The following is a 20,517-nucleotide window of genomic DNA, read 5'->3' as shown; positions in this document are numbered from 1 at the left end:
CCGATACACGTAACCGCAAGGACATACACATGACCATGAAAGTCGTTCCCAACAGCGAAATGGTGAACCAGAAAGGCCTCAAGCTGGAGCCCGGCCCCTGGATTACCCTGGGGCAGGATCGCATCAACGCGTTTGCCGATGTTACCGAGGACCACCAGTTCATCCACATCGATGAAGAAAAAGCCGCGCAGACGCCCTTTGGTGGCACGATTGCACACGGCTTTCTCACGCTCTCCATGCTGGTGAAGATGTGCGAGGGTGTCGGGATCATGCCCGAGAAGGTGCTGATGGGGATCAATTACGGCTTCGACAAGGTGCGTTTCCTGACACCGGTGCGCGCCGGCAAGCGTGTACGTGCCCACGTCGAGATTGTGGATGTGCAGCCCAAGGACGGTAACCGGTTCCTGATCAAGCAGGCTATCTCGGTCGAGATCGAGGGCGAAGACAACCCCGCTCTGGTCGCTGAATGGCTGTCCATGGTGGTTGCGGGCTGAATTGACCTGCCCGCCGCGCGGGCACACAACATCGAATCAAGGGAGAGTAGAGTGATGAGTATTCGCTATGACGGTAAGGTCGCCATTGTCACCGGAGCGGGCCAGGGGCTGGGCCGCTGCCACGCCATTGCGCTGGCCGCCCGGGGCGCCAAGGTGGTGGTGAACGATCTGGGTGGTGCGAAGGACGGCACTGGCGCTTCCAGCGACGCGGCACGCGCGGTGGTCGCCGAGATTGAAGCGGCCGGTGGCGAAGCGATTGCCAACGGTGCCAACGTGGCGCAGTACGCCGAAGTGGAAGGCATGGTACAGCAGGCCATGGAGAAATGGGGCCGTGTGGACATTCTGGTCAACAATGCCGGCATCCTGCGCGACAAGAGCTTTACCAAGGGTGGGCTGGATGATTTCCAGCTGGTACTCGACGTGCACCTCATGGGGACCGTGAACTGCACCAAGGCGGTGTGGGACATCATGCGCGATCAATCCTACGGGCGCATCGTGGTCACCACCTCCTCCAGCGGCCTGTACGGCAACTTCGGCCAGAGCAACTACGGCGCCGCGAAAATGGGTGTGATCGGGCTGATGAATACGCTGGTCCAGGAAGGCGCCAAGTACAACATCCGGGTCAACGCACTGGCGCCCACCGCGGGTACGCGCATGACCGAGGGGTTGCTGCCGGAGAAAGCCTTTGAACTGCTGACGCCGGAAACCGTCACCCCGGCGGTGCTTTACCTGGTCAGCGAAGACTCACCGAACCGCACCATCCTCGCCGCGGGCGCCGGCGCCTTTGCCGTGTCGCGCATCGTGGAAACCGAGGGTGCCTGGCTGCCGGTGGAAGAGCAGACGCCGGAGGGCATTGCCGCACACTGGGATGAAATCAGCAGCCGGGAAGGCGAGCGTGAACTCACCGCGGGTTTTGAGCAAAGCATCAAGATGGTGGGCAAGGCCGCGGAGAACCTCGGCATCAAACTCGACTGATACGCCCCATTCACACAACAGGGGCGCGCGTCTGTCATGCCCCGGGAGAACATTATGAAAGAAGCTGTAATTGTCGCCACCGCCCGCACGCCGATCGCCAAGGCGTTTCGCGGCGGCTTTAACAACCTTGGCGGCGCCAGCCTGGGCGCGGCCTCCGTGGCCGAGGCCGTGCGTCGCGCCGGCATTGATCCCGCCCGGGTGGATGACGTGATCATGGGCAGCGCCCTGCAGCAGGGCGCCACGGGCTCCAACGTGGCACGGCAGATTGCCCTGCGTGCCGGCCTGCCGGTCACCGTCTCCGGTATGACGCTCGACCGGCAATGCTCCTCCGGCCTGATGGCCGTGGCGACGGCGGCCAAGCAGATCATGTATGACGGTATGAGCTGTGTTGTGGGCGGCGGCCTGGAATCCATCTCACTGGTGCAGAACGAGCACATGAACCTGCACCGGATGGTCGACGAAGAGCTCATGGCCATGCATCCCAATATCCACATGCCCATGCTGCAAACCGCGGAAGTAGTGGCGAAGCGCTACGGTATTTCCCGTGAAGCCATGGATGAGTATGGACTGCAGTCACAGCAGCGCACGGCCGAGGCCTATGCCGACGGCCGCTACGAGGCGGAGCTGGTACCGGTCACCTGCAAGCGCATCGTGTGGAACAAGGAAACCGGCGAGCAGTCCGAGGCCGAGGCCACGGTGAGTGCGGACGAGGGTGTGCGCGCGACAACCGCGGAAGGTCTCGCCGGCCTGAAAACGGTGATTGAAGGCGGCACCATCACGGCGGGTAACGCCTCGCAGCTGTCCGACGGCTCATCTGCACAGGTGCTGATGGACGCCAAACTGGCAGAGCAGGAGGGCCTGCAGCCACTGGGCCTGTACCGGGGTATCGCGGTGGCCGGCTGTGAACCGGACGAAATGGGCATCGGCCCGGTCTTCGCCGTGCCCAAGCTGCTCAAGCAGCACGGCCTGTCGGTGGATGATATCGGCCTGTGGGAGCTCAACGAGGCTTTTGCCGTGCAGGTGCTGTACTGCCGCGACCGCCTGGGTATCGACAACGCCAAGCTCAACGTCAGCGGGGGCGCGATTTCCATCGGTCACCCCTACGGTATGAGCGGTTCGCGCATGATTGGCCACGCCCTGCTGGAAGGCAAACGGCGCGGTGTGAAATATGTGGTGATCACCATGTGTGTCGGCGGCGGCATGGGTGCTGCCGGCCTGTTCGAGGTGCTGTGATATGAGAGCGATTGTCTGCAAGGAGCACGGACTGCCCGATAAACTGTCCCTGGAAACTGCGTGGCCCGACCCGGAGATGGGCGACGACGACGTGCTGATCGATGTCAAGGCGGCGGGGCTCAATTTTCCCGACGTGCTGATCATCCAGAACAAGTACCAGACCAAGCCCGATCTGCCCTTCATTCCCGGCGGCGAATGCTCGGGCGTGGTCGCGGCCGTGGGCAGCAAGGTCAAGCGCCTGAAGCCTGGCGACAAGGTGATCTCCATGGGGGCACACGGTGCGTTCTGCTCGCGCATTGCCGCGAATCAGCACAGCGTGTTTCCCATGCCGGAAGGCCTGAGCTTTGAGCAGGCTGCCGGCGTTGCAATCACCTATTTCACGTCCTACCACGCGCTCAAGCAGCGCGCCAACCTGCAGCCGGGGGAAACCCTGTTGGTCCTGGGTGCGGCGGGTGGAGTCGGCACGACGGCGGTCGAGCTGGGCAAGTTGATGGGTGCGCGGGTGATTGCGGCGGCGAGCACCGACGAGAAGCTGGCGCTGTGCAAGCAACTCGGTGCCGATGAGCTGATCAACTACAGCGACGTGTCGCTCAAGGACGCGCTGAAGGAGCTGACCGGCGGCAAGGGTGTGGATGTGGTGTACGATCCGGTCGGCGGTGACTACGCGGAACCCGCCCTGCGCAGTATGGCCTGGAAGGGTCGCTACCTGGTGATTGGTTTCGCCAGCGGCCCCATTCCAAGCATCCCGCTCAACCTGACGCTGCTCAAGGGCTGTTCGATTGTGGGTGTATTCTGGGGCCGCTTCATGGGTGAGGAGCCCGAGGTGAATCTGCAGAACATTCACGAGCTCTGGGCACTGTTTGCCGAGGGTAAGCTGAAGCCGGTGGTGACTGATCTGTTTGCCCTGGAGGACTATGAATCCGCCTACGCCTGCATGATGGAACGACGGGCGCGCGGCAAGGTGATTCTCACCCTGTAGGAGCAGCGGATGCAGCCTTTCGTCTTCAACACCGTGCCGCAGCTGGTCTGCCAGCCGGGTAGCGCGCTGGCGCTGGCGGAGCGCTGCCGGAGCCTCGGCATCCGTCGGCCGCTGCTGGTGACCGATCCCGGCTTGTTGGCAATCGGCCTGGTGCAGCCCGTGCAGGCTGCGCTGGAAGCGGCAGGGGTGCAGGTTACGCTCTATGACCAGGTGTGTGAGGACCCGCCCGAGGCCACCGTTGAGGCGGCGGCGGCGCGGGGTCGCGGCGCCGAGGTCGATGGGGTGATCGCGGTGGGCGGGGGCAGCTCCATGGACGTTGCCAAGGTGGTGGCGGTGCTGCTCGCGGGCACGCAGCCGCTGCAGGCCCTGTACGGTGTCGATCAGGTCGCTGGTGGGCGCCTGCCCCTGATTCTGGTGCCGACGACGGCAGGCACCGGCTCCGAGGTGACGCCTGTTGCGGTCATCACCACCGGTGAGACAACCAAGGCCGGTGTGTCCTCGCCCGTTCTCCTGCCGGATATTGCGCTGCTCGACGCCGACCTGACGCTGGGCTTGCCACCGCGGGTAACGGCCATGACCGGCGTCGATGCCATGGTGCATGCCATCGAAGCCTACACGTCCAAACTCAAGAAGAACCCGTTGTCAGATAACCTGGCGCGCGAGGCGCTGCGGCTGCTGGCAGCCAATATCCGCACGGCCGTCAGCGACGGGGCCAACCGGGAGGCCCGTGCGGCCATGCTGCTGGGCGCCTGCCTTGCGGGGCAGGCGTTTGCCAACGCTCCGGTCGCTGCAGTGCACGCGCTGGCCTATCCGCTGGGGGGGCATTACCACATTCCCCACGGTCTCAGTAACTCGCTGGTATTGCCTTCGGTGCTGTCCTACAACATGCCGGCGGCCGAGACGCTGTATGCAGAACTTGCCGAAATCATCGTGCCGGCCGCCACGGGCAGCGCCGCCGCTCGCGCCGCCGCACTGGTGGAGGCCCTGCAGCAGCTGATTGCCGATGTGGGTCTGCCCGCCACTCTAGCGGAGGCTGGTGTGCCGGCAGCGGAGCTGCCCATGCTGGCAGCGGACGCCATGCAGCAGCAGCGCTTGCTGGTGAATAACCCGCGCGAGGTGAGTGAGGCGGATGCGCTGGCGATGTATCGCGCAGCGCATGGCGACGTCGCATGAGCAAGCGGCCGCGGCGGGATGCCTACAAGGTGTTTTACCCCATCAGCACGCGCTGGTCCGACAATGACACCTACGGGCATATCAACAACGTGGTCTACTACGCCTATTTCGATTCGGTGGCCAACCGCTATCTGATCGAGGAAGGTGGACTGGATATTGCGGAGGGTGCCATCGTCGGTTACGTGGTGAGCTCGGGCTGTGACTACCATGCGCCGGCCAGTTACCCGGAGGCGATCGAGGGCGGCCTGCGGGTCGATCGTCTCGGCAACAGCTCGGTGCAGTACGGCATTGCCATTTTTCGCGAGGGCGAGGATGAGGCCCTCGCTCACGGCCACTTCGTGCACGTTTTCGTGGACCGTGCAGCCAACCGGTCGGTGCCGATACCGGATGGCTTGCGGGCGGCGCTGGAAAAGCTGGTGGCCGGCTGATGCCGCGCTACTTCAGCAGATAGCGCAGCAAGAGGTTCAGCACCTCCCGGCGGAAAACCGGGTCCTCCAGGGCCTCCGGGCGCTCGGCAAGCGCCGACTGCAGGCTGGCATCCAGGCTGCGGCGGGCAATGAACGCCATGGTGTCGATCGGACCGGCCCGCAGCTGCTGCCGATGGCGCCGCAGGAAGCCCGGAAACCAGTCTTCCCAGGAGGGATTGGCAAGTGATTGGGTGAGCTGGTTCACGCGGGCGCGAATATCCAGGCTCTGCTGGTACTGCAGGTAGAAATCCGGGTACATGCGATACAGCTGCAGCAGCAGCGTGGCTTCCAGATCAATGATGGCTGCCAGTGTGGCCTCCACACCCTGGTCAGTGAGGGCGTGAATCCGCGCGAACTCACTCTCGGTCTGGGCCAGTAGGCCCGCCATGCGCTCTTCGTACAGGTCCGCCAGCACCGCCTCCTTGTTGGGAAAATACTGGTACAGGGAGGCAATATTCACCCCCGCCACATCGGCAATGCGCGCAGTGGTCAGCCGGTCGGGGCCCTCCTGTTCCAGGATTTTCAGGCAGGCTTCGCGGATGGCCTCGACCAGCGCGCGGGAGCGCTGCTGGCGCGGACGCTTGCGCGGTGCGGGCAGCTCGTTAGTGGGCACAGCACTGCGCCTGTGGTGAAAAATGTAAGGGTCTGTGCATGGGTATCCTGCGTGGCGTGAAAAACCTTGTAGAAACAACAGGTTGTATTCGGTCTTCGGCGCTGGAAACCGCAGTTGCCAGCGGCCCCCAAGCGGCTAGAGTACTGTATTCCTGACGCTGGGCAAGGCACACCATGTATTTCGATTTTGATTACTACCGGCGCCTCCTGCGCCATGTCTGGGGGTTGAAACAGTGGCCCGGACGCCGTCGCCTGCTGCTGCGCCTGCTACTGGTCACGCCGCTCGCCACACTGTTCAATACCCTGTGCTTTCTACTTGATTACATCTTCTTCCCCCGGCTGTGGACCCAGCGCGTCGTCGCGCCGGTGTTCATCGTGGGGCATGCGCGCAGTGGCACAACGCTCATGCATCGCCTGTTGTCGGCGGATGGCGAGCGCTTCAGCTATTTCCTCTACTGGGAAACACTGTTCCCGTCGCTGTTGCAGAAGCGGGTCATTCGCTGGTTGGGCACAGTAGACAGCGGTCTGCTGGGCGGCGCCCTGTATCGACGGATCAAGGCCTGGGATGACAAGACCTTCGGTCCGGTTTCGCCATATCCACAATATGAGCCTGTGGACTTCAGAGGAAGACCAGTTCGCCATGCGGGCGGCCTTCGTGACCCAGCAGTGGGCGACGGACCTGCCAGTGATGGATGTGCTGGATCTGTTCCATCTGGATCAGATGCCCGCCAAGCGCCGGCGCTGGCTGCACCATTACCGGGAGCTGATCAAACGCCAGCTGCTGCTCAATGGCGGTGACCGTGTGCACCTGAGCAAGAATCCGGTGATGAGTGGCTGGGTGGGTTCGTTGATCGAGTATTTCCCGGATGCCCGTATCGTGGTCATGCTGCGGGATCCGGCCGAGTGCGTGCCCAGCCTGCTCAAGCTGGTGGAGATTTCCTGGAAGAGCAAGGGCTGGGGCAAGGAAGATTACGCGCGCTCCCTCGACCTGTTGCTGGAAACCTCTTTCGAGAGCTTCCACAATCCTGCCCGCCAGCTGGCCGCACATCCGGACACGCCCCGTGCCGTGGTGGACTACCGCGAGCTGACCGCACATCCGCGGGAGACGGTGCACGCCGCCTACCGGGCCCTGGGCATGACGGTGAACCCGGAATTCGACGCGTTCCTGCAGGCCAATGCGGAACGTGAAAAGAGCCATCACTCCAAATTCGAATACAGCCTTGGCGACTACGCCCTGTCGCGGGAGCTGCTCGAGGAGCGCCTCGCTGACTTCTACGCACGGTATGCATGGCCCACCAGTACACAGGAAAGCGTTTCCACTCCGTCATAAGAGGCACAGGACATGTCCCAGCAAGACAGTAATCACGCCACCCGCGCAGCATTGCGCCAGGCCTTCGATGACATGATTCAGGGCTTCCAGGAGGCGCGCGATGCCATCGATGATCCAGCGCTGTATCCGCCGCCCCCCAGCGACCGCAATCTGGCGGAGGGCTACCGCTATGTGCTGGGTTTCATGCTCGCCGGCATTGAGCGCGCCCTAGGCGATCCACTGTATCCACGGTTTCGCCGCGCCATCCAGCCCATGAACCGCTCAACGATCGACAATGCCGATGCCGTTTACCTGGGCGTGGAGATCGACGGCAATTACAGTTACCGCATTCGCGGCCGCGCCGCCGACAGCCGACACTGGCGCGGGGAGCCCGCCGCGCCGGGCAGGACGGCCCCGCAGTATGTGATTTTCGAGCTGGCCAGCGGCTACGCGGGCGACAGCGGTGAGCTGTCGGAAATGACCCCGGGCACCCGCATCAACACTGGCACCCTGGACAGCACGGCGTTGCAAGTGGCGGAGGACGGCAGCTTCGACATTCTGGTCGCCCCGGAGAAACCCGACGGATACAAGGGCAATTTCCTCCTCAGCCGGCGCAGCAGCCGTGGTGTGGAGCACGTTGGTCGCTTTCTTACCTGCCGCGAGCTGTTTCACGACTGGGAAAACCAGGACCTCCTGGATCTGGAAATCCTGCGCATCGGCTGTGAGCAGGAGCCGCGCCCACCGATAGACCCGGAGGCTGCCCTGCAGATGCTGCGTGAGGTGGGCCGTGTCGCGCGCAACCAGGTACACTTCTGGAACGCTTTCAACGCGATCACGCTGGAGACCTACGGCCAGGTACCGGGTGGCCTCAGTGAGCGCATGGGCCTGGACAAGCCGTTCATGCCGGTGAACGACATGAACCCGCCGAACGCATTGGGCCTGGCCACGGGCGGCGGGCAGAGCAGCAATATCTACGCTGGTGGCACCTATCTGCTGGATGACGACCAGGCGCTGATTATCGAAACCCGCACTCCGGTGGAGCCACACTTTCTGGGCTTCCATCTCGCCAACCTGTGGGGCGAATCCCTCGATTTCGAGAGTTACCCCAGCAACATCAACGCGCACTTCGTCGAAACTGACCCCGACGGCGCCCGGCGCTGGGTGGTTTGCCACCGCGACCCGGGTGTGGCCAACTGGGTCAGCACCACCGGGGTCCCGCACGGCTATACCAGCATGCGCTGGACCTATCCGGAGCCTCCACCGAAGGAGGAGTGGCCGCAGCTGAAGGTCACGCTGGTAGCATTTGATGCCATCAGTGAGCACCTGCCGCATGCACGCCGGGTCGGCCCTGGGGAGCGCGCCGCACAGCGGCTGCTGCGTCATCGGCATGTGCAGCGGCGCTATCGACAGTATTGATAATCGATAACAACAAAAAGGAGTCTGCAATGGGACAACTGGAAGGCAAGACAGCGCTGATTACCGGCGCCAGTCGCGGCATCGGACGAGCCATAGCAACCCGCTTTGCGGCGGAGGGCGCGGCAGTGGTCCTGGTGGCATCACGCCTGGGCGCGCACGGCAATCTGGCCGGCACGCTGGAGGAGGCCGTGGCGGAGATCAACGCCGCGGGCGGCCGCGCGGCGGCGGAGGTCTGCAGCCTGCTCGACGCCGAGGCCCGGTCAGATCTGGTGCAGCGTGCCGCCGCACATTTCGGGCCGATCGATATTCTGGTGAACAATGCCGCCATGCAGCGCGCCGACATGCCCAGCCGGGTGAACACCGAGCAGCGCAACCAGATGTTCGACCTGAACGTCAATGTGCCGGTGGAGCTGGCAGCCCAGGCCCTGCCAGGCATGCGGGAGCGTGGGCGGGGTTGGATCCTGAGCATCAGCAGTGCCACGGTGCAGCAGCCGGTGGTGCCATACCGCCATACCCGCGAGAGCGCGCTGGTGATTGCCGCCTACGGGGCCAGCAAGGCGGCGCTGAACCGCTACAGTGAGGGTCTGGCGCACGAGCTCGCGCCGGAGAATATCTACGTCAACACGCTGGCGCCGGAGAGCATTGTGCTGACGCCGGGCGCCGAGTATGTACGCGATATCGCCCGCCAGTTCCCCGACTGGGCGGAGCCTGTGGAGATGATGGCGGAAGCGGCGCTTTCGCTGTGCTCGGGCACCCATGTGGGGCACACGGCCTACAGTCGGCAGTGGGTGCTGGGGCAGGGCCTTGCGGTGCGCAGCCTGGATGGCAAGACTGTGCTGGGTGATGCGTTCCTGCCTGTCGATCTCGGCTAGTTTACTGCACTCCCGCGCCGTTCCCGCTGCACCAGCAGCATCAGCACCACGAAAAACACGCTGGCGCTGAACAGCGGCGCCAGGGTGGGGTGTATCTGGTACAGCGCGCCGGCGCACAGTGGCCCGGCAACAAAGCCGATCGCGGGGCAGGCAGCGACCAGCCCGGCCACCGAACCCTGTTCCTCGGCGGACACCGCGAGTGATGCGCCTGCGGAAACGGAGGGCATGGTCAGGCCCAGGCCGGTGCCGAGGAAGGCCATACCCAGCGCCAGCAGCGGAAAATGATCGGCACTGGCCAGGATCGCAGCGCCGCAGAGCATCGCCAGCAGGCCCAGGCGAATGAATTGCCCCGGTTCCAGTTTCACCCGTTGCATTACCGTGATCTGCACCAGGAAGGTGAACAGGGCCGACACCATCAGCGCGGCGCCGGTCATCTGTGCGGTCTGTATGCCGTTCAGCGCCAGTTTGTCCTGCAGCGTGAAGCCCAGCGTCTGCTGGATCCCGGAAAAGCCCACGAACAGCCCGACGGCGGTCGCCAGCAGGTGGCGCACCCGCCGGTCGGTGAAGCGCAGGCGTATGCGCAGGTGTCGCGGGACGCGTTCGCGGCGCGGCGTTTTCGGCAATTGCCGCCACACCAGCAGTGCCGCTGAGGCCGCCAGCGCCGCGGCAAAATACAGCGGTGCCAGCAGGCCGAAGGTCGCCAGGGCGCCACTCACCGCGGGGCCCAGGATGGTACCCATGCTGTTGGCGGTTCCCAGGCGCGCCATGGTCCGGGTACGGTACTCCGGCCCGCTGTTGTCTGCGGCATAGGCGGTCGTGGCGGGGTTGGTGGCAGACATCACGACTGACTGTCCGCAGCGCGCCAGCAGCGCCACGGCATAGAGCAGGGTGCCGCCCAGAACGCCCGCCAGTCCGAGAGAGAAGACGCTGGTAAAGACCAGCGTGCCAACGGTGTAACCCAGCAGGCCGGTGATGATGATGGGTTTGCGGCCCACCCGGTCACTCAGGCGGCCCCAGTGCGGAGAGGCGAGGGCGAAAATGAGTGCCGAGATGGCGATAATGGAGGTGATCTGCAGTTCCGCAAGCGCGACTTCGCGGCCCAATGGGGCCAGTATCGCAAACACCAGCGATTGGCCCATGCCGGTTGCCATCAGGGCCAGAATGAGCACGGTCAACTGCCCGCCAGAGAGCCTGCCCGTGGTCATGGTACCTGCTGCCCGGATGCGCTCAAGCGAGGTCCTGTCCGATCTTGCCCAGGCCCGGCATAAAACGGGGATAACTGACGGGAAACAGCCGCGTCAGCAGATTGATGAACCTGGCATCGTTGCCGATCAGCAGGCGCGGCTGCCGCTTTTCCACGGCACGGATGATCTGCGCCGCGGCCGACTCGGCGGTAGTGCGCACATGCTGTGCGAACATTGCGGCCTTGTCCTCCTCGGTGACGTCGGCACCGCCACCGCGGCTGCGACGGGCAATGTTCGTGCCGACGCCGCCGGGGTGCACGCAGCACACGTGCACGTTGCTGCCCTGCATTTCCAGGCGCAGGGCCTCCGTGTAGCCGCGCACGGCGAACTTGGAGGCGTTGTACGCAGACTGCGTCGGCACACCAATCATGCCGAATATGGATGAAATGTTGACCAGGTGGCCCTGGGACGCGCGCCGGAGCAGGGGCAGGAAGGCCATGGTGCCATGGACAACTCCCCAGAAATTGATGCCCATCAGCCACTGCACGTTGGCATAGTCACAGGCGTCGACACGGTCGCTGTAGCCCACGCCGGCATTGTTGATCACGATGTCCACCGCGGGCTGTTGCGCCGCGATGGCGGCGGCCCAGGCGTCCATTGCCTGCTTGTCGGCGACGTCCACGCACTGTTGCCGTACCGGCACATCCGGTCGCTCCAGCCCTGCGACGGTGTCAGCCAGGCCCGCGGCGTCGATATCGCTCAGAAACAGGGCGCAGCCCTCGCGGTTGAGTTGCTGCGCCAGAGCGCGGCCGATACCGGAGCCAGCGCCGGTGATCACGGCGGTTTTTCCGCTGCTGTACGTCATGTCGGGGATGTTCCTGTTGTCCAGTGTGAGCGCCACATCATAGAAAACCCGGGGTGCAGCGCAACTGTTTTTTCCCGCGCGGCAGACCAGCGGGCCCGGTACTGCGCCGCTGGGGCCGTCATCTGCGCTACACTGTGCGCCCCCCGCAGAGCGGACGCTATCAGGACTCCCCGACCATCTTTATGAACCAGGCTTCAGGTATTTCGCTTCCGGTGATATTCGCCCTCGGCTTCACGATGATGCTGGGGCCTTTCGCCATTGATACCTACCTGCCCGCGTTTCCCCTGATTGCGGCGGCACTGGGCGTGACCATTCACGATGTGTCGCTCAGCATTTCGGTGTACATGATGGGCTTCGCCGTGGGGCAGCTGACCGGTGGCGCCCTGTCGGACCGCTACGGCCGCCGGCGCGTGCTGGCGACCGGGCTGGCCGTATTTGCGCTGGCCAGCTTTGCGCTGGCACAGGTGGCGTCGCTGGAAGCGCTGCTCTGGGGGCGTCTGTTGCAGTCTATCGGTGGTGGCTGGATTGGTGTATCGGTGCCGGCCCTGGTGCGCGATCGGGTGCAGGGTGTACAGGCCGCCAAACTGTTTTCAATGATTGGCATGGTCGCCATTGTGGCACCGGCTATCGCGCCGGCAATCGGCGCCCTGCTGTTGCAGGTGGGAGATTGGGGGCTGGTGTTCCTGTTCCTCGGCGCCTATGCCCTGTTCCTGTTGCCACTGCTGCAGGCCACGGTGTTTCGCGGGCCGCACAGGCCACCCGGGGGCGCTGATGGCCTCGGGTTTCTGGCGCGCTACCTCGGGGTGCTCCAAACCCGCAGTGCGCGGCCGTACATTTTCTGGCAGACGGCCTCCTTCGGCGGCCTGATCATATTTGTCACCTATGCCTCGTATATCTACCTCGGGCATTTTGCCCAGTCCCGGGCGGCCTTCACCGGCCTGTTCGCCTGCAACATTGTGGCAATTTTTGCCTGTAACCTGGGCAATCGGGTACTCCTGAACCGCTTGCAGCCGCGTCAGATCATGGTGGCGGCTACCTGGGTGCAGGCCGCCAGCGGTCTTGCGCTGCTGCTGATTGTGCTGCTTGATGGGCCGGTGCAGGCGTTTCTGCCCGCCATGATGGTATACGCCGGTATGCTGGGCGCAATCAGCCCGAACATCCAGGCCTGCTATCTGGAATCCTTCCCGCGCAGTGCCGCCTCGGCGGCCGCGGTGATGGGTGCTACCCAGTTCGGCCTGGGCGGCGCGGCGAGCGCGCTGAGCAACCTGTTGCCCGAGGCCCTGCTGAGCGTGGTTGCCTGTATTGCAGCCTGTGCGTTCGCGAGCCTGGGCTGCATGTTGTGGTCACGGCGCAGTGCCGGCCAGTAAGGCACCGGGCCCCGGCGGGCAGGCGGGGCATCGCCGCGGTGTTTGCTGGACAGGGCCGGGGGTATCCCCTACAATTCTGCCCCAGTTTTCATATGCCCGGGCCGCGCTCCTGGCATCGGTTTTATCTGCGAGTAACCAGAGCTGATTCTATGAGAAAAAGCGAGATGTGGTGTCCCCCATCTCGCTTTTTTTCAGCGCGCGCAGCAAAGGTTCGCCGCTGAATCTTGGAGGTGTTCTTGTCCAGCCCAGCCCTTTTGGCCCTTGAAGATGGCACCGTTTTCAGAGGTGTGGCGATTGGAGCGGATGGTGCCTCCGTTGGTGAGGTGGTGTTCAACACCGCAATGACCGGGTATCAGGAGATCCTCACGGATCCCTCCTACGCGCGCCAGATTGTCACCCTGACCTACCCCCACATCGGCAACACCGGGACCAACGCGGAAGACGAGGAATCCTCCGCCATCTGGGCCGCGGGGCTGGTGATTCGGGATCTGCCCCTGATGGCGAGCAACTACCGCAATCAGGAAGACCTGCAGAGCTACCTGCGGCGGCGCAATATTGTGGGTATTGCCGATATCGACACCCGGCGCCTGACCCGCATACTGCGCGACAAGGGCGCACAGAACGGCTGCATCATGGCCGGTGAACAGGTGGATGAAGCAGCGGCTCTGGCCCAGGCGCGCGGGTTTGCCGGGCTCAAGGGCATGGACCTGGCGAAGGAAGTCAGTGTGGACGCGCCCTACACCTGGCGCGAGGGCAGCTGGGTACTGGGCTCCGGTTACAGCGAACGGCCCGACACGGAACTGCCCTGGCACGTGGTGGCCTACGACTATGGCGTCAAGCGCAACATCCTGCGCATGCTGGTCGACCGCGGCTGCCGCCTCACGGTGGTGCCGGCGCAAACCCCGGCCAGCGAGGTGCTTGCCCTGCAACCGGACGGGGTGTTCCTGTCCAACGGTCCGGGCGACCCGGAGCCCTGCGACTACGCCATCACCGCCATCCGCGACATTCTCGAGACCGACATACCGGTGTTCGGCATTTGCCTGGGACACCAGCTGCTGGCCCTGGCCAGCGGCGCCCGTACCCTGAAGATGGGTCACGGTCACCACGGGGCGAACCACCCGGTGCAGAACCTCGATGACGGTACGGTGCTGATCACCAGCCAGAACCACGGGTTTGCGGTGGACGAGGCCGGCCTGCCGGGCACGCTGCGAGTCACCCACAAGTCACTGTTCGACGGCACCTTGCAGGGTATCCACCGCACCGACAAGGCGGCTTTCGGCTTCCAGGGGCACCCGGAAGCCAGCCCGGGCCCGCACGATGCCGCCCCACTGTTTGACCATTTCATCGCCTTGATGACCGCCAGAACCGGGAGCCGCTGAACCGCCATGCCCAAGAGAACCGACATTAAGAGCATTTTGATCCTCGGCGCAGGCCCTATTGTCATCGGCCAGGCCTGCGAGTTTGACTACTCCGGAGCCCAGGCCTGCAAGGCGCTGCGCGAGGAGGGTTACCGGGTCATCCTGGTGAACTCCAACCCGGCCACCATCATGACCGACCCGTCGATGGCGGACGCCACCTACATTGAGCCCATTGTCTGGCAGACCGTGGCACGGATTATCGAAGAAGAGCGCCCGGACGCGATACTGCCCACCATGGGCGGACAGACCGCGTTGAATTGCGCACTGGATCTGGCGCGCGAGGGTGTGCTGGACAAGTTCGGTGTGGAGATGATCGGTGCGACCAAGGAAGCCATCGACAAGGCCGAGGACCGCCAGCTGTTTGGCCTGGCCATGAAGCGCATCGGCCTGGAAACTCCCCGTGCAGCGCTGGCCCACAGCATGGAGGAAGCTTTCCAGGTGCTGGACCAGATCGGCTTCCCCTGCATTATCCGCCCCTCCTTCACCATGGGGGGCTCCGGCGGTGGTATCGCCTACAACCGTGACGAGTTCGAGCAGATCTGTACCCGCGGCCTGGACCTCTCGCCGACCAAGGAGCTGTTGATCGACGAGTCGCTGATCGGTTGGAAAGAATATGAAATGGAGGTGGTGCGCGACAAGAACGACAACTGCATCATCGTCTGCTCCATCGAGAACTTCGACGCCATGGGCGTGCACACGGGCGACTCCATCACGGTGGCCCCGGCACAAACCCTCACCGACAAGGAATACCAGATCATGCGCAACGCCTCGTTGGCGGTGCTGCGTGAAATCGGCGTGGAGACCGGCGGCTCCAACGTGCAGTTCGGTATCGACCCCAAAACCGGGCGCATGGTCATTATCGAGATGAACCCCCGGGTGTCGCGCTCCTCGGCGCTGGCCTCCAAGGCCACCGGTTTCCCCATCGCCAAGGTGGCGGCCAAGCTGGCCATTGGCTACACGCTGGATGAACTGCAGAACGACATTACCGGCGGCGTCACACCGGCCTCTTTCGAGCCGGCGATCGACTACGTGGTCACCAAGATCCCGCGCTTCGCCTTTGAGAAGTTCGGTGCCGCAGATCCGCGCCTGACCACCCAGATGAAGTCGGTGGGCGAGGTGATGGCGATCGGGCGCACCTTCCAGGAGTCCCTGCAGAAGGCGCTGCGCGGGCTGGAAGTGGGTTCAGCGGGCTTTGAGCACAGGATCGACGTGGACAACCCGGACCTGCGCGAAGAGCTGGTGTCGGAGTTGACCAACCCCGGAGCGGACCGCATCTGGTACATCGGTGACGCCTTTCGCGCCGGCATGACCGTCGATCAGGTGTATCAGTACACCGGCGTGGACCCCTGGTTCCTGGTGCAGATCGAGGACATCATCGCCACCGAGGACGCACTGAAGCCCGTGGCCCTGCTGGATATTGACCGCGAGCGCATGTTCCGCCTCAAGCGCAAGGGCTTCTCCGACGCCCGCCTGGCGGTGCTGCTGGGCGTGAGCGAGCGCGAGCTGCGCAAGCACCGGCATGCGCTGGGTATCCGTCCGGTCTATAAGCGGGTGGATACCTGTGCTGCGGAGTTCACCTCCGCCACGGCCTACATGTATTCCACCTACGAGGAGGAGTGCGAAGCCGCGCCTTCCGATCGCGACAAGATCCTGGTGCTGGGTGGTGGCCCGAACCGCATCGGCCAGGGCATCGAGTTCGACTACTGCTGTGTGCATGCCGCGCTGGCCATGCGCGAAGACGGCTACGAAGCGATCATGGTGAACTGTAACCCGGAGACAGTTTCCACCGACTACGACACCTCCGATCGCCTGTACTTCGAGCCGGTGACGCTGGAAGATGTGCTGGAGATTATCGATCTCGAACAGCCCAAGGGCGTTATTGTGCAGTTCGGCGGACAGACGCCGCTGAAGCTGGCGCGCGACCTGGAAGCCCACGGCGTGCCGATCATCGGCACCACGCCGGACGCCATCGATCGCGCGGAAGACCGCGAGCGGTTCCAGAAAATGATCCAGAAGCTCGGTCTGCGGCAGCCCGCCAACACCACCGTTCGCAGCGTGGAAGAGGCGCTGGAAGCGGCGTCGCGTATCGGCTACCCGCTGGTGGTGCGTCCGTCCTACGTGCTGGGTGGTCGCGCCATGGAGATCGTGTACCGCGAGGAAGACCTGCTGCGCTACATGCGCGATGCGGTGCAGGTCTCCAACGATGCACCGGTGCTGCTGGACTCTTTCCTCAGCGCCGCGATTGAAGTGGATATCGATGCGGTCAGCGATGGCGAGCAGGTGGTGATCGGCGCCATCATGCAGCACATCGAGCAGGCCGGCGTGCACTCCGGTGACTCCGCCTGTTCCCTCCCGCCCTACAATCTGGCCCCGGAGGTGCAGGATGCCATGCGCGAGCAGGTGCGGCAGATGGCGCTGGAGCTGGGTGTGAAGGGGCTGATGAACGTGCAGCTGGCCTGGCAGGACGACGAGATCTACGTGATTGAGGTGAACCCGCGCGCATCGCGTACCGTGCCTTTCGTATCCAAGTGCATCGGTGTGTCACTGGCGAAAGTGGCGGCGCGCTGCATGGCGGGCCAGAGCCTGGCATCGCAGAATTTCACCCGCGAGATTGTCCCTCCCTACTTCTCGGTGAAGGAGGCGGTGCTGCCCTTCAACAAATTCCCCGGTGTAGACCCGATTCTCGGCCCCGAAATGCGCTCTACCGGCGAGGTGATGGGTACCGGCGACACCTTCGCCGGCGCCTTCGCCAAGGCCCAGCTGGGTGCCGGAGAGCCGCCACCGCGCAGCGGCATGGCGCTGATGAGCGTGCGCGATGTCGACAAACCCGGCGCGGTGCGGGTGGCGCGTGAACTGGTGGCGCTGGGCTTCACCCTGGCAGCGACCAGTGGTACGGCCAAGGCACTGGAAGACGCCGGCCTGCAGGTGCGGCGTGTGAATAAAGTGCTGGAGGGCCGGCCGCACATCGTCGATATGATCAAGAACGACGAGGCCGACCTGATCATCAACACCACCGAGGGGCGCCGTGCGACCACCGACTCGGCGCCGATTCGCGCCAGCGCCGAGCAGCACCGGGTGTTCTACACCACCACGCTGGCGGCAGCGGAAGCGATGACCATGTCCCTGAAACTGGAGACGGACAAAACGGTACGCAGGCTGCAGGACCTGCACAGGAGCATCGTGCAATGAGTAAAGTACCCATGACCGTCAGCGGCGAACGCCTGCTGCGGGAAGAACTGGACCGACTCAAGCGTGTTGAGCGGCCGCGCATTGTCGCGGCCATCGCCGAGGCCCGCGAGCACGGCGACCTGAAAGAGAACGCGGAGTATCACGCCGCCCGCGAACAGCAGAGTTTTGCGGAAGGGCGTATCCAGGAGATCGAAAGCAAACTGGCCAACGCGCAAGTCATTGATGTGACTGCGATTGCGCGCACGGGCAAGGTGATCTTCGGTGTTACGGTCGACCTGATCAATGTCGATACCGACGCCACGGTCACCTACCGCATCGTGGGGGAAGATGAGGCCGACGTGAAGAACAACCTGATATCCGTTGGCTCGCCCATCGCACGCGCGTTGATCGGCAAAGAGGAGGGTGATGTCGTGGTGGTCCGGGCGCCGGCCGGCGATATCGAATACGAGATAGCCGAGGTGCGCCATATCTAGCGCGCATCCTCCGGCGGTCGCGCCAGATGGATGACGACCGCCGGGTGCGCTCTCTGCAGTTTCTGCCGCTGCTGTGCCTTGCAGCAGGCTTGTTTTACGCTTCTCTGGCCTCCGCCACCGCAACACCAGTGGCGTATCCTGACCGAACAGGTCACACAGTCACCCTGCACTTGTCGGCACAGGGCAACGCTGCACTGAATCTCGCCTGCCCTGCCTCAGCGCAGCTGCTGCATGTGCGCGTCGATCGCGGCGAGCTACTGAGCGCAGTGGCGCTGCAGCGGCTGTCGACGCGACCCGCAGCACATCGCGGAGAACGGGTGCCCGGCCCCTTCAGCGGCGGCGCGTTGCAGCTGCCGCTTTACGCGCCCGGGCCTGGGGAGCTGGCAGATTCGCGCTGCCGCATGCAGGTGCAGGGGCGGCCGGGGGCGCGGCTGACCTTCAGCGCGTTTGTGTGGCAACCCGTCACCCTGGGGGCGCGCCTGCGCGGTATGTGGAGCGACTGGACCGGCTATCGTTCCTGGCAGCAGTATTCTATCAACGCTCATGCAGCAGTGGTGCAGGCATGGCACGGCCTGTCCCCCAACGTGCTGCTCGGCGCGGTTTTCCTGCTGGTTGGGCTGCTGGGCTTCAGGCGCTGGCGCACACGTTTTCTGTTGGGGTGGATGCTGGCCTGCTGGCTGGTACTGGATCTGCCCTGGCAATGGCGCCTCCTGCAACAGGCGGAGGCGACCCGAGCGGTGTTTGCCGGGGTGGCGGCCGAGCGCCGACCCGGGCTGACTGAAGACGCCGCGCTCTGGGCCTTTGCCGAACAGATCCGCACACGGGTGCCCGCGCTTGAACCCCGATTCTTCGTCGCCAGTGCCAGCGATTACGCCGGGATGCGTATGGCCTATTACCTGTATCCGCGGAATGTGTACTGGCGTCGCGATGGTCCCGAGCTGCCCCCGGGGGATGCCCTGCACGGCGGGGACTATGTGGTAGTGGTCCAGCCCAGCGAATTGCGCCGCGAGCCCCAGTCTGGTGACCTGGTGCTGGCGGGTTTGCAGGCGCGGGTGCTGCTTGACGTGGGCGGCATCGCCCTGTTCGAGGTGCGCTGAGTGGACTGGCTGCGCCTGACGCTCGCTTTGCTCCTGCCGCTGCTGGTGGGCGTTCAGTGGGTCGCGCGGTTGATACCGGCGTCGCCCGGCAGGCCCTGGCTGGTGGCCGGCTACGGGCTGTTCGCTGGCCTCATGTTCTGGCCCCTGCTGTTGCGGTTGTGGTCGGCCTGCGGGCTGCCGCTGGGGTTCTGGCCGCCACTGGGTGTCGCCGCGCTGTTGCTTGTGGCTCTGCGCTGGTGGCCGCAGACGGCACTTCCGACCGTCCGGCAGGTGGCCCACTCACGCCCGTTGCCGGGTATCCGTCTGCTCTGCGGCGTGCTGCTGGCGTTACTCTGCCTGCGCCTGCTGTCGCTTGGCGCTGAGGTCATCTGGCGGCCGCTGTTTCCCTGGGACGCGACGATGCACTGGGCGACCAAGGCGCGCACCTGGTTTGAATGGCAGCGCCTGGTGCCCTTCGTGTCCAACGAGGCGTGGCTGCAGCTGGGCGGACAGGGCGTGTTTACCGACCACCACCCCGATTACCCGGTGACCGTGCCGCTCTGGCAGTATTGGCTGGCCACGGCGCTGGCGCGCTGGGATCCGGCGCTGATCAACCTGCCCTGGCTGGTCTGTTACTGCAGCCTGGGCATGGCATTCTTCGGTCAGGCCAGGGCGGCGGCAGCATCCGCCGCGGAAGCGCTGGTGTTCAGCTTTTTCCTGCTGACGCTCCCCTTGCTCAACACCCATGTGGCACTCGCCGGCTATGCAGACCTGTTCCTCGCAACAGCCTTCGGTCTTGCGCTCATGGCTTTGCACAACGGCAGCGTGGGCGGTCAGCGGTGGCAGTGGCCCCTGCTGGCGTTTTCCGCGCTGAGCTGCCTGCTGATCAAGAATGAGGGTTTTTTCTGGATGCTGACCCTGCTCCCCGGCCTCTGGGTCGCGCGGCGTCGCGATGCCCGGCGCGTCTTGCTGGCGATAGCCGGCATCGCAGTTGCTGTGCCTCTGGTGCTGTGGCTGTTCCCGCCGGACATTAGCGTCGCGGGGCATTCGCTGCACAGCCTTGACCTGGGATATCGCCCGGGCGCTTTGTCCGGTATTCTCAGGAGCCTTCTGGTGCTGGGCAATTGGCATATGTCGCTGTGGTATCTGATATTCCTGGTGGCCCTAGCCGTGTGGCAACGCCCCGGCCTTCTGGTGGCAGCCGGTCCACTGGTCACAGCGCTGTGCGTCGCCTTCCTGCTGTTCCTGTGGCTGTTCACGGTGACTGAATTTGCCATCGGTGCGATTCGCCAGACGGCGGTAGGGCGGATCGGTCTGCACCTGATGCCGGGCGTGCTGTTCCTGTTGTTGGTGATGCACGGCCAGCTGCGCAGGTCGGCGCCGCGACCGGCCTCCACTGAGTTGGCGGGTTAGCC

Annotated in this window: 19 protein-coding genes; 16 read left to right on the top strand and 3 right to left on the bottom strand. The window is 64.4% G+C overall.

What is annotated here, in order from left to right; genetic code table 11:
• Window positions 1-29 precede the first annotated feature (29 nt).
• The 6 genes from AACZ17_RS09470 to AACZ17_RS09445 are packed head-to-tail and all read left to right on the top strand — an operon-like array spanning window position 30 to window position 5,282.
• The gene (locus AACZ17_RS09470; RefSeq protein ID WP_290737909.1) at window positions 30-494 is read left to right on the top strand and encodes a MaoC family dehydratase; all 465 of its coding nucleotides are present in this window, start codon (window positions 30-32) and stop codon (window positions 492-494) included.
• 54 nt (window positions 495-548) lie between these two features.
• Complete coding sequence (locus AACZ17_RS09465; RefSeq protein ID WP_290737906.1) at window positions 549-1,469, top strand: SDR family NAD(P)-dependent oxidoreductase; 921 nt, start codon at window positions 549-551, stop codon at window positions 1,467-1,469.
• 54 nt (window positions 1,470-1,523) lie between these two features.
• Complete coding sequence (locus AACZ17_RS09460; protein WP_290737903.1) at window positions 1,524-2,702, top strand: acetyl-CoA C-acyltransferase; 1,179 nt, start codon at window positions 1,524-1,526, stop codon at window positions 2,700-2,702.
• A gap of 1 nt (window position 2,703) precedes the next feature.
• Complete coding sequence (locus AACZ17_RS09455; protein ID WP_290737900.1) at window positions 2,704-3,681, top strand: NADPH:quinone oxidoreductase family protein; 978 nt, start codon at window positions 2,704-2,706, stop codon at window positions 3,679-3,681.
• 9 nt (window positions 3,682-3,690) lie between these two features.
• Window positions 3,691-4,854, top strand: coding sequence for an iron-containing alcohol dehydrogenase (locus AACZ17_RS09450; protein WP_290737897.1), 1,164 nt, complete (start codon window positions 3,691-3,693; stop codon window positions 4,852-4,854).
• The gene (locus AACZ17_RS09445; RefSeq protein WP_290737894.1) at window positions 4,851-5,282 is read left to right on the top strand and encodes a thioesterase family protein; all 432 of its coding nucleotides are present in this window, start codon (window positions 4,851-4,853) and stop codon (window positions 5,280-5,282) included. The genes AACZ17_RS09450 and AACZ17_RS09445 overlap by 4 nt, the downstream gene beginning before the upstream one ends.
• A 7-nt stretch (window positions 5,283-5,289) precedes the next feature.
• Here the strand turns inward: AACZ17_RS09445 and AACZ17_RS09440 are convergent, their stop codons facing one another.
• Entirely contained in the window at window positions 5,290-5,934 is a 645-nt protein-coding gene (locus AACZ17_RS09440) for a TetR/AcrR family transcriptional regulator (protein WP_290737892.1), read from the bottom strand.
• 173 nt (window positions 5,935-6,107) lie between these two features.
• Between AACZ17_RS09440 and AACZ17_RS09435 the strand changes: the two genes are divergently transcribed.
• The 4 genes from AACZ17_RS09435 to AACZ17_RS09420 are packed head-to-tail and all read left to right on the top strand — an operon-like array spanning window position 6,108 to window position 9,530.
• Window positions 6,108-6,731 carry a sulfotransferase gene (locus AACZ17_RS09435; RefSeq protein ID WP_290737889.1) on the top strand — a complete coding sequence of 208 codons (624 nt, stop codon included), beginning with the start codon at window positions 6,108-6,110 and terminating at the stop codon, window positions 6,729-6,731.
• Window positions 6,622-7,263, top strand: coding sequence for a sulfotransferase (locus AACZ17_RS09430; protein ID WP_290737886.1), 642 nt, complete (start codon window positions 6,622-6,624; stop codon window positions 7,261-7,263). Before AACZ17_RS09435 ends, AACZ17_RS09430 begins: the two co-directional genes overlap by 110 nt.
• 12 nt (window positions 7,264-7,275) lie before the next feature.
• Window positions 7,276-8,658: a hypothetical protein gene (locus AACZ17_RS09425; protein WP_290737883.1), complete on the top strand. Its 1,383-nt coding sequence runs from the start codon at window positions 7,276-7,278 to the stop codon at window positions 8,656-8,658.
• A 29-nt stretch (window positions 8,659-8,687) separates the two neighbouring features.
• Window positions 8,688-9,530, top strand: coding sequence for an SDR family NAD(P)-dependent oxidoreductase (locus AACZ17_RS09420; protein WP_290737880.1), 843 nt, complete (start codon window positions 8,688-8,690; stop codon window positions 9,528-9,530).
• Here AACZ17_RS09420 and AACZ17_RS09415 read toward each other — a convergent pair.
• On the bottom strand, window positions 9,527-10,735 hold the full coding sequence (locus AACZ17_RS09415; protein WP_339638192.1) for an MFS transporter: 1,209 nt from the start codon (window positions 10,733-10,735) through the stop codon (window positions 9,527-9,529). The genes AACZ17_RS09420 and AACZ17_RS09415 overlap by 4 nt on opposite strands.
• 22 nt (window positions 10,736-10,757) lie before the next feature.
• Window positions 10,758-11,579 carry an SDR family NAD(P)-dependent oxidoreductase gene (locus tag AACZ17_RS09410; RefSeq protein WP_290737874.1) on the bottom strand — a complete coding sequence of 274 codons (822 nt, stop codon included), beginning with the start codon at window positions 11,577-11,579 and terminating at the stop codon, window positions 10,758-10,760.
• A gap of 182 nt (window positions 11,580-11,761) precedes the next feature.
• On the opposite strand from AACZ17_RS09410, the gene AACZ17_RS09405 reads away from it, so the two are divergent.
• The 6 genes from AACZ17_RS09405 to AACZ17_RS09380 all read left to right on the top strand — a co-directional run bounded on the left by AACZ17_RS09405 (window position 11,762) and on the right by AACZ17_RS09380 (window position 20,515).
• Window positions 11,762-12,946: a Bcr/CflA family efflux MFS transporter gene (locus tag AACZ17_RS09405; protein WP_290737871.1), complete on the top strand. Its 1,185-nt coding sequence runs from the start codon at window positions 11,762-11,764 to the stop codon at window positions 12,944-12,946.
• Between the two features lie 236 nt (window positions 12,947-13,182).
• Complete coding sequence (gene carA, locus AACZ17_RS09400; RefSeq protein ID WP_290737868.1) at window positions 13,183-14,325, top strand: glutamine-hydrolyzing carbamoyl-phosphate synthase small subunit; 1,143 nt, start codon at window positions 13,183-13,185, stop codon at window positions 14,323-14,325.
• 6 nt (window positions 14,326-14,331) lie between these two features.
• Window positions 14,332-17,553, top strand: a complete 3,222-nt coding sequence (gene carB, locus AACZ17_RS09395) for a carbamoyl-phosphate synthase large subunit (protein ID WP_290737866.1) — start codon at window positions 14,332-14,334, stop codon at window positions 17,551-17,553.
• Window positions 17,550-18,026, top strand: a complete 477-nt coding sequence (gene greA / locus AACZ17_RS09390; protein WP_290737863.1) for a transcription elongation factor GreA — start codon at window positions 17,550-17,552, stop codon at window positions 18,024-18,026. Before carB ends, greA begins: the two co-directional genes overlap by 4 nt.
• 26 nt (window positions 18,027-18,052) lie before the next feature.
• Complete coding sequence (locus AACZ17_RS09385) at window positions 18,053-19,123, top strand: hypothetical protein (protein WP_290737860.1); 1,071 nt, start codon at window positions 18,053-18,055, stop codon at window positions 19,121-19,123.
• Window positions 19,124-20,515 carry a hypothetical protein gene (locus AACZ17_RS09380; RefSeq protein ID WP_290737857.1) on the top strand — a complete coding sequence of 464 codons (1,392 nt, stop codon included), beginning with the start codon at window positions 19,124-19,126 and terminating at the stop codon, window positions 20,513-20,515.
• The last annotated feature ends 2 nt before the right edge of the window (window positions 20,516-20,517 follow it).

This window comes from uncultured Haliea sp. (assembly GCF_963973825.1).
Lineage (GTDB): Bacteria > Pseudomonadota > Gammaproteobacteria > Pseudomonadales > Halieaceae > Haliea.
The sequence above is the reverse complement of the archived record's forward strand: the minus strand, read 5'-3'. Positions and strand labels throughout refer to the sequence as shown.